The following is a 5,436-nucleotide window of genomic DNA, read 5'->3' as shown; positions in this document are numbered from 1 at the left end:
GATTCTAAAGAAGGCGGCGACCTACTCTCCCACTTTCGTAGTACCATCGGCGCTGGCGGGCTTAACTGCTCTGTTCGGAATGGGAAGAGGTGAGCCCCGTCGCTATAACCACCTTAAATTGTAAGTTAGAAAGTTTGCATGTAGAAAGTTTATAAAGTAATGAATCACTTTTAACTTTGTACTTTTAACTTTTTAACTGCAGCACTGCTGCTAAATAAGTTAACATATGGAGATAAAAAAGATAGTTGTAAAAATAAACTTCTAAAAAAGAACTATAATAAATAAAGAGTTTGCGCCCTCTTACTCTTTGCGAAAGTAAGAGGACTACTGTACATAAGCTTACGGGTTATTAGTACTACTCGGCTATGACATTACTGCCTTTACACCTATAGCCTATCAACGTGATCGTCTCTCACGACCCTTTAAAGAAATCTCATCTTGTGGCGGGTTTCGCGCTTATATGCTTTCAGCGCTTATCCCTTCCCAACATAGCTACGCTGCAATGCTCCTGGCGGAACAACAGCTACACCAGCGGTTAGTCCAACTCGGTCCTCTCGTACTAGAGTCAGATCCACTCAAATTTCTAACGCCCACTGTAGATAGAGACCGAACTGTCTCACGACGTTCTGAACCCAGCTCGCGTGCCACTTTAATGGGCGAACAGCCCAACCCTTGGGACCTTCTCCAGCCCCAGGATGTGACGAGCCGACATCGAGGTGCCAAACCCCCCCGTCGATGTGAGCTCTTGGGGGAGATCAGCCTGTTATCCCCGGCGTACCTTTTATCCTTTGAGCGATGGCCCTTCCATGCGGAACCACCGGATCACTATGCTCTACTTTCGTACCTGATCGACTTGTAGGTCTCTCAGTCAAGCTCCCTTGTGCCATTGCACTCTACGCACGGTTACCAAGCGTGCTGAGGGAACCTTTAGAAGCCTCCGTTACTCTTTTGGAGGCGACCACCCCAGTCAAACTACCCACCACGCACTGTCCTTCTATAAAGAAGTTAGGCTTCAAATAAGTAAAGGGTGGTATTTCAACAATGACTCACACATACCTGGCGATACATGATCAAAGTCTCCCACCTATCCTACACATCACTTATTCAAAGTCAATACGAAGCTATAGTAAAGGTGCACGGGGTCTTTTCGTCCCACAGCGGGTAATCGGCATCTTCACCGATACTACAATTTCACCGAGCTCATGGCCGAGACAGTGTCCAGATCGTTACACCATTCGTGCAGGTCGGAACTTACCCGACAAGGAATTTCGCTACCTTAGGACCGTTATAGTTACGGCCGCCGTTTACTGGGGCTTCAGTTCAATGCGTCGCCGAAGCTAACATCTCCCCTTAACCTTCCAGCACCGGGCAGGTGTCAGGCCCTATACATCATCTTTCGATTTAGCAGAGCCCTGTGTTTTTGATAAACAGTCGCCTGGACCTTTTCACTGCGGCCCATCCGAAGATGGGCGACCCTTCTCCCGAAGTTACGGGTCTATTTTGCCTAGTTCCTTAGCCATGAATCTCTCGAGCGCCTTAGAATACTCATCCCAACCACCTGTGTCGGTTTACGGTACAGGTCGCATATATCGCTTTTCTTGGAAGTCGATTCGCTGGATTATCACCGCAGCCGTAGCCTTAGTGTACTATCGTGGTATTACTACTCACTTCAACGTGCTATTCCGTCAGCACGCACCAACTATTCGCCTCCGTCACTTTTAATTATATGCAAGTACAGGAATATTAACCTGTTGTCCATCCACTACCCCCTTCGGGTTCGCGTTAGGTCCTGACTAACCCTCAGCTGATTAGCATAGCTGAGGAAACCTTGGTTTTTCGGCGTGCGGGTTTCTCGCCCGCATTATCGTTACTTATGCCTACATTTTCTTTTCTAAACAGTCCAGCAATCCTTACAGATCACCTTCTACCCAGTTTAGAATGCTCCCCTACCACTTGTATTAATACAAATCCATAGCTTCGGTGGTATACTTATGCCCGATTATTATCCATGCTCGATCGCTCGACTAGTGAGCTGTTACGCACTCTTTAAATGAATGGCTGCTTCCAAGCCAACATCCTAGCTGTCTAAGCAATCAAACCGCGTTTTTTCAACTTAGTATACACTTGGGGACCTTAGCTGATGGTCCGGGTTCTTTCCCTCTCGGACATGGACCTTAGCACCCATGCCCTCACTGCTGAAAAACATTTTATAGCATTCGGAGTTTGTCAGGAATTGGTAGGCGGTGAAGCCCCCGCATCCAATCAGTAGCTCTACCTCTATAAAACTTTTAATCAACGCTGCACCTAAATGCATTTCGGGGAGTACGAGCTATTTCCGAGTTTGATTGGCCTTTCACCCCTACCCACAGGTCATCCCAAGACTTTTCAACGTCAACGGGTTCGGGCCTCCACTATGTGTTACCACAGCTTCACCCTGCCCATGGGTAGATCACACGGTTTCGCGTCTACTACTACTAACTATAACGCCCTATTCAGACTCGCTTTCGCTACGGCTGCGTGACTGAATCACTTAACCTTGCTAGAAACAGTAACTCGTAGGCTCATTATGCAAAAGGCACGCCGTCACATGTAAACATGCTCCGACCGCTTGTAAGCGTATGGTTTCAGGATCTTTTTCACTCCCTTATTCAGGGTACTTTTCACCTTTCCCTCACGGTACTGGTTCACTATCGGTCTCTCAGGAGTATTTAGCCTTAGCGGATGGTCCCGCCAGATTCATACAGGGTTTCACGTGCCCCGCACTACTCAGGATACTGCTATTAATAACGCTCTTTACTTTTACGGGACTATCACCCTCTATGGTTTGTCTTTCCAAACAATTCTAATTCATTACGCATCAAATAGCGCAGTCCTACAACCCCATTACTGCCGTAACAGCAATGGTTTGGGCTAATCCAAGTTCGCTCGCCGCTACTATCGGAATCACTGTTGTTTTCTTCTCCTCCGCCTACTTAGATGTTTCAGTTCAGCGGGTTCGCCCTCCTTACGGAGTACTATATCTTCAATATAGTGGGTTGCCCCATTCGGATATCTATGGATCATTGTGTGTGTGCCACTCCCCATAGCTTTTCGCAGCTTATCACGTCCTTCATCGCCTCTGAGAGCCTAGGCATTCCCCATACGCCCTTACATAGCTTATTGTACTTTTTGCTCTTTTATTCTATTATAAATATTCGTATAATCAATCGTGCAATCGATCATACTAAATTATTCTATTCTTCTCTATAGTCTACTTTAAACATATTACTATCGTAATACATTCTCGTATCTCTTTTATCTCAATATGTCAATGAACGTTTCGGCCGCTTTTTTATAGTCTTCTTGATAACTACTACAAAAATTGCGTTTGTATACCGTGGTGGAGAATATCGGAGTCGAACCGATGACCTCCTGCGTGCAAGGCAGGCGCTCTAGCCAGCTGAGCTAATCCCCCATTCTGTAATTTTGAATGTTGAATTATCAATGTTGAATTAATTAATTTAAAATTTACAATTCAAAATTTACAATTCAAATCTTCAACTTCTAGAATTTCCTTTCAATACTTTATTTTATGAACGTGTGCTCGTTTGGCAAATTAATGCCTCCCGCGACTTCTTTGTAGTCTCGGGCAGACTCGAACTGCCGACCTCTACATTATCAGTGTAGCGCTCTAACCAGCTGAGCTACGAGACTGTGTTATCAGTTTAAAAGTTTAATGTGTAAAGCTTGAAAGTATTTCCCTTTCTCTTTAAGAACAAAAAATAAATCCTTCAACCTTTAACTTTTTACTTTCTAACTCATTTTATTTATTGACAGCGTTAAGCAAAACCACTCCTTGTTATACTCTTTCTTATTAAACTCAATAGTTTCTCTAGAAAGGAGGTGTTCCAGCCGCACCTTCCGGTACGGCTACCTTGTTACGACTTAGCCCCAGTTACCAGTTTTACCCTAGGCAGCTCCTTGCGGTCACCGACTTCAGGTACCCCCAGCTTCCATGGCTTGACGGGCGGTGTGTACAAGGCCCGGGAACGTATTCACCGGATCATGGCTGATATCCGATTACTAGCGATTCCAGCTTCACGGAGTCGAGTTGCAGACTCCGATCCGAACTGTGATCGGTTTTTTAGATTCGCTCCTGCTCGCGCAGTGGCTGCTCATTGTACCGACCATTGTAGCACGTGTGTGGCCCAGGACGTAAGGGCCGTGATGATTTGACGTCATCCCCACCTTCCTCACAGTTTGCACTGGCAGTCCCGCTAGAGTTCCCGACATGACTCGCTGGCAACTAACGGCAGGGGTTGCGCTCGTTATAGGACTTAACCTGACACCTCACGGCACGAGCTGACGACAACCATGCAGCACCTTGTAATATGTCCGAAGAAAAGTCTATCTCTAAACCTGTCATACTACATTTAAGCCCTGGTAAGGTTCCTCGCGTATCATCGAATTAAACCACATGCTCCACCGCTTGTGCGGGCCCCCGTCAATTCCTTTGAGTTTCATTCTTGCGAACGTACTCCCCAGGTGGGATACTTATCACTTTCGCTTAGCCACTCAGACCGAAATCCGAACAGCTAGTATCCATCGTTTACGGCGTGGACTACCAGGGTATCTAATCCTGTTCGCTCCCCACGCTTTCGTCCATCAGCGTCAATATAGTAGTAGTGACCTGCCTTCGCAATTGGTATTCTAAGTAATATCTATGCATTTCACCGCTACACTACTTATTCTAATCACTTCCTACTAATTCAAGATGTACAGTATCAAAGGCAATTTTACAGTTGAGCTGCAAACTTTCACCCCTGACTTATACACCCGCCTACGGACCCTTTAAACCCAATGATTCCGGATAACGCTTGCACCCTCCGTATTACCGCGGCTGCTGGCACGGAGTTAGCCGGTGCTTATTCATACAATACCGTCATCAACCTACACGTAAGTCTTATTCTTCTTGTATAAAAGCAGTTTACAACCCATAGGGCCGTCTTCCTGCACGCGGCATGGCTGGATCAGACTTGCGTCCATTGTCCAATATTCCTCACTGCTGCCTCCCGTAGGAGTCTGGTCCGTGTCTCAGTACCAGTGTGGGGGATCTCCCTCTCAGGACCCCTACCTATCGTAGTCATGGGGTGCCGTTACCACTCCATCTAACTAATAGGACGCATGCTCATCTTTTACCGCCGAAACTTTAATTAAAAAATAATGCTATTTCTTAATACTATAAGGTATTAATCCGAATTTCTTCGGGCTATCCCTTTGTAAAAGGTAGATTGCATACGCGTTACGCACCCGTGCGCCGGTCTCAAGTTTAGCAAGCTAAACTCTACCCCTCGACTTGCATGTGTTAGGCCTGCCGCTAGCGTTCATCCTGAGCCAGGATCAAACTCTTCATCGTTGATCGTTAAATATTTTACTATCTCAATCGCTCAATAAATC

2 tRNA genes and 3 rRNA genes are annotated in these 5,436 nt (G+C 46.1%); all 5 read right to left on the bottom strand.

The features are described 5' to 3' along the window. Positions 1 to 8 precede the first annotated feature (8 nt). Positions 9 to 116 (bottom strand): 5S ribosomal RNA (rrf, locus tag JM658_RS16755). Between the two features lie 213 nt (positions 117 to 329). Next, positions 330 to 3,162: ribosomal RNA gene (locus JM658_RS16750) — 23S ribosomal RNA — on the bottom strand. A gap of 215 nt (positions 3,163 to 3,377) precedes the next feature. Further along, positions 3,378 to 3,454 (bottom strand) — tRNA-Ala (locus JM658_RS16745). A 165-nt stretch (positions 3,455 to 3,619) separates the two neighbouring features. After that, positions 3,620 to 3,693, bottom strand: a tRNA-Ile gene (locus JM658_RS16740). 182 nt (positions 3,694 to 3,875) lie between these two features. Beyond that, positions 3,876 to 5,395 (bottom strand): 16S ribosomal RNA (locus JM658_RS16735). The 16S, 23S and 5S rRNA genes sit together here with 2 tRNA genes alongside, the layout of an rRNA operon. Between the last annotated feature and the right edge of the window lie 41 nt (positions 5,396 to 5,436).

The organism is Joostella atrarenae, assembly GCF_021764745.1.
In the GTDB taxonomy this organism is placed as follows: Bacteria; Bacteroidota; Bacteroidia; order Flavobacteriales; family Flavobacteriaceae; genus Galbibacter; species Galbibacter atrarenae.
Note: the sequence above shows the minus strand (reverse complement) of the source record. Positions and strands in the feature narration are given on the sequence as shown.